Annotated in this window: 4 protein-coding genes; all 4 read right to left on the bottom strand. The window is 66.4% G+C overall.

Features of this window, described 5'->3' with window-relative positions:
• A partial coding sequence (locus CF68_RS38555) for an FmdB family zinc ribbon protein (protein ID WP_304413123.1) occupies positions 1-207 on the bottom strand: 207 nt, incomplete at its 3' end.
• A 164-nt stretch (positions 208-371) separates the two neighbouring features.
• The gene (locus CF68_RS21710; RefSeq protein ID WP_035822760.1) at positions 372-1,808 is read right to left on the bottom strand and encodes a sodium:solute symporter family protein; all 1,437 of its coding nucleotides are present in this window, start codon (positions 1,806-1,808) and stop codon (positions 372-374) included.
• A 294-nt stretch (positions 1,809-2,102) separates the two neighbouring features.
• Positions 2,103-2,723, bottom strand: a complete 621-nt coding sequence (locus CF68_RS21705) for a methyltransferase domain-containing protein (protein WP_035822758.1) — start codon at positions 2,721-2,723, stop codon at positions 2,103-2,105.
• Between the two features lie 33 nt (positions 2,724-2,756).
• Positions 2,757-4,334, bottom strand: a complete 1,578-nt coding sequence (ubiB, locus tag CF68_RS21700) for a ubiquinone biosynthesis regulatory protein kinase UbiB (protein WP_035822756.1) — start codon at positions 4,332-4,334, stop codon at positions 2,757-2,759.
• Between the last annotated feature and the right edge of the window lie 95 nt (positions 4,335-4,429).

Here is a 4,429-nt window from a genome sequence, read left to right as displayed (position 1 = left end):
CGCTGCCGGCGCGCCGGCGCTGCCGCCGCGGAAGTCGGTCACGTACCAGCCCGAGCCCTTGAGCTGGAAACCAGCAGCGGTCAGCTGTTTCTTGAACGCGCCGGCGGTGCCGCACGACGGGCAGTCCGTCAGCGGGGCATCGCTCATTTTCTGCAGCACATCGCGCCCGTGGCCGCAGGCGTCGCAACGGTAGGCATAGATCGGCATGGTGTTATTTCGCGAGAAAACTTCGGAATCGGTACAAAGGCGGACATCGGCGCGGGCCATGGCGGCCGCGGGAAATTCCCGTGCGACGATGCAAAGCCTTGAATTATAAACCGTTCCGGGGCCGCCTGATCGCCGGAAATGAGGGGGTGGCAGACCCCGGGCCGTCAGGCGATATGCACTTCCTTGACTGGCGCGTGATCTGCAATCCACTGCGGCAGCAGTGAACCGATCACCATGCCGCTGATCGAGAACAGCAGGCCCACCATTTGCGGCGGCACCACGGCACCGGCAAAGGCCACCTCGCAGGTCAGCCACGAAGACAGGCCCAGCAGGATCGCCGCCAGCCCGCCCTGGCGGGTGGCGTGCTTCCAGAACATGCCAAAGGCCAATGGCACGAAGGACGATACCAGGGTGACCTTATAGGCATTTTCGACCATATGGAAGATCGACAGGTGCGAGTTGAGCGCGAATAGCGTCACCAGCGCGGTGAACACCAGCACCACGGTCTGCATCACGCGCAGGAACTGCCGGTCGTCGAGGTGGCGGAAGTATGGGCGCAGGATGTTCTCGGCAAAGGTCACCGACGGCGCCAGCAGCGTCGCCGAGGCGCAGCTCTTGATCGCCGACAGCAGCGCGCCGAAGAACATCACCTGGGCGAACATCGGTGCGTGCTGCAGGATCAGCTTCGGCAGGATCAGCTGCGAATCGGTGTCGATGTACTTGGCCACCATGCCGGGGTCGATCATCGTGGCCGAATACGCCAGGAACATCGGGATAAAGGCAAAGCAGAAGTACAGCACGCCGCCCAGCACCGAGGCGCGCCCGGCGATCTGCTCGGTGCGCGACGAGGTCACGCGCTGGAACACGTCCTGCTGCGGGATCGAGCCCAGCATCATGGTGAACAGCGCCGCTGCAAAGCCGATGATCTGTATGAGATCCAGGGACGGCAGGAACTCGAACTTGCCGGCCGCGGCCGCGTGCGACACCACCGCCGTGACGCCGCCGGCCTGGCCGCTGACTTCGTAGCCGATATAGAGCATGCCGATCACGATGATGATCATCTGGATGAAGTCGGTGATGGCCACCGACCACATGCCGCCGAACAGCGTATAGACCAGCACGCTGGCGGCGCCGATCATCATGCCGGCCTCCTGCGACAGCGCGCCGTCCGAGACGGTAAAGAACACCAGCCCGAGCGCCTTGATCTGCGCCGCCACCCAGCCCAGGTAGGACACCACGATGCACAGCGTGGTCAGCACCTCGGCCAGCCGGCCATAGCGGTTGTGGTAGTAGTCGCCGATGGTCAGCAGGTTCATCCGGTACAGCGGCCGGGCGAAGAACAGGCCCACCAGGATCAGGCACAGCGACGAGCCGAACGGGTCGGAGACCACGCCCGACAGACCTTCCTTGAGAAATACGGCGGGGATGCCCAGCACCGTCTCGGAGCCGAACCAGGTGGCGAAGACGGTGGCGGTGACGATATGGAACGGCAGGCTGCGCCCGGCGACGGCGAAATCGGTGGTGTTGCGCACGCGCAGCGCCGCCCACAGGCCGATGCCGACCGAGATTACCCAGTAGATGATGACGAACCAGATCAGCATGCCGCTGCCCTATGCAGAAAGTGCCCTTGTGGCGAGAAACCGAATGCCGGGCGGCGCATGAGTGCACGTTGCTTGCGCGCATCTGCCCGGAGTCCAATTCATCGGTCGGGGCCGCATATCGAGCTGCCTGGAGTTCTCGCGCAGGGCGGAAAACGCGGCCGGGGCTGCGGTCGTAGCCGAATCAAAACGCGGATTATAGCGACGCAGACCAGCGCGGGCGAAAAAAATTCCCCGCTGGCGCAAATGCGCCACGCGGAGCATCGCCTGCGCCACAAGCGCTGGCCGGCGGCTGCTTCAGCCGGACCGGCGGCGCCAGACCTGCCAGCGCTCCTGCCCCTGGAACACCGGCAGCGGCGCGGCCGAGGGCCGGTCCTCCAGCCGCTCGAAGGCCGGTGCCAGCAGTGCGTCCAACTCCTCGGCCGGCATCGCGAACGGCGGCCCGCCGCGGTTTTCGCCGAGGTAGAAGTAGCCGGCGAGCAGGCCGCCCGGCGGCAGCAGTTGCGCGACCCGGGCGGCATAGTCGGCCCGCATCGCCGGCGGCAGCGCGCACAGGAAGGCCCGTTCGTAGATCAGCTCGCACGCCGGCTGCGGCGTGAAGGCAAAGAAATCGCCCTGCTGCACCACCACCCCCGCCGGCCCCAGCGTCCGCCGCGCTGACGCCACCGCCTGCGGCGAGAAGTCGATTGCCGTCACCGGCCAGCCGCGCTCGAACAGCCACGCGGCCTCCCAGCCGTTGCCACAGCCTGGCATCAGGGTCGGACATGGCGCGCGGCCTTCAATGAACTGCCGGAATTCCTCGGGCACGCCGCCCTGGTCCCAGGGCGTGAAGCCCTGTTCGAAACGCTCGTCCCAGAACGCCGGGTCGGCGGCGTTGCGGGTGGCGAAGGTCGGGGCAGGCTTGGCGGGGTCGCTCATGGTCACCTCTAAGATGGATCAGCCAGGGGTGCACTACCAGTAGCCCACCCAGCCCAGCACATGCGTCAGCACGATGCCGGCGACAAAGCCGCCCAGCAACAGCAGACCGGTGCCGAGCAGCCGGTTGGTGCGGCGCTGCTCCACCACCAGCATTGCCAGCAGCTTGTCCTGCTCGCCGTTGCTGGTCAGCGCGCGCCGCTCCAGGAACTGGTGTGCCAGGCGCGGGAAGTCGGGCAGCATCTTGGCCCACAGCGGCGCCTCCACCTTGACCCGCTCCCAGGCGCCCTTCCAGCCCACCTGCTCGTGCATCCAGCGTTCCAGGAAAGGCTTGGCGGTCTTCCACAGGTCCAGGTCGGGGTCGAGCTGGCGGCCCAGGCCTTCGATATTGAGCAGCGTCTTCTGCAGCAGCACCAGCTGCGGCTGGATCTCGACATTGAAGCGGCGCGAGGTCTGGAACAGGCGCATCAGCACCATGCCCAGCGAGATTTCCTTGAGCGGCTTGTCGAAGTACGGCTCGCAGCAGGCGCGCACCGCGCTTTCCAGCTCTTCGATGCGGGTGTCGGGCGGCACCCAGCCGGACTCCACGTGCAGCAGCGCCACGCGGTGGTAGTCGCGCCGGAAGAAGGCGATGAAGTTCTGCACCAGATAGTTCTTGTCGAACTCGGACAGCGCGCCGACGATGCCGAAGTCCAGCGCGATATAGCGGCCGAAGGTCTCGGGCTGCACCGACACCAGGATATTGCCCGGGTGCATGTCGGCATGGAAGAAGCCATCGCGGAACACCTGGGTGAAGAAGATCTCGACACCCTCTTCCGCCAGCTGGTGCATGTCCACGCCGGCGGCCTTGAGCGACTCGGTGCGCGAGATCGGGATGCCGTGCATGCGCTCCATCACGAACACGGTGCTGCTGCACCAGTCCCAGAACACCTCGGGCACCAGCAGCAGGCTGGTGTCGGCAAAGTTGCGGCGCAGCTGGCTGGCATTGGCCGCCTCGATCATCAGGTCGAGCTCGTCGTGCAGGTATTTGTCGAACTCGGCCACCACCTCGCGCGGCTTCAGGCGCTTGCCGTCGGCCCAGAAGCGCTCCATCCAGGTGGCCATGTCGCGCATCAGCGCCAGGTCGCTGTCGATCACCGGCAGCATGCCCGGGCGCAGCACCTTCACCGCGACCTCGCGGCCGTGGCAGGGGCCGCCCTTGAGCGTGGCGAAGTGCACCTGCGCGATCGAGGCGCTGGCCACCGGCTGGTGCTCGAAGGTCTCGAACAGCTGGTCCAGCGGCCGCCCCAGCGCGCGCTCGATGATCTTCACCGCCACCACCGAATCGAACGGCGGCACCTGGTCCTGCAGCTTGGCCAGTTCGTCGGCAATGTCCGCCGGCATCAGGTCGCGCCGGGTCGACAGCACCTGGCCGAACTTGACGAAGATCGGGCCCAGCCGCGTCAGCGCCAGCCGCAGGCGCTCGCCGCGCGGCATCTCGAGCTTGCGCCCGATGGTGATGACGCGCACCAGGAAGCGGATCCTGCGGCTGCTGAAGCCCGAGAGCACCAGCTCGTCCAGGCCGTAATAGAGGATGACGAAGAGAATCTTGCCAAGGCGCAGGAGGCGGGTCATTCGGGAGTCTTCACAGGGCCGGGCAGGCAGTCATGTTGTTGGTGGATGGGATCGGGGCGCGGCCGGCTCAGCGGTGCGGCGACGGCAGCTTGCCG

It is taken from the genome of Cupriavidus sp. SK-4 (assembly GCF_000611125.1).
GTDB lineage: Bacteria > Pseudomonadota > Gammaproteobacteria > Burkholderiales > Burkholderiaceae > Cupriavidus > Cupriavidus necator.
The sequence above is the reverse complement of the archived record's forward strand: the minus strand, read 5'-3'. Positions and strand labels throughout refer to the sequence as shown.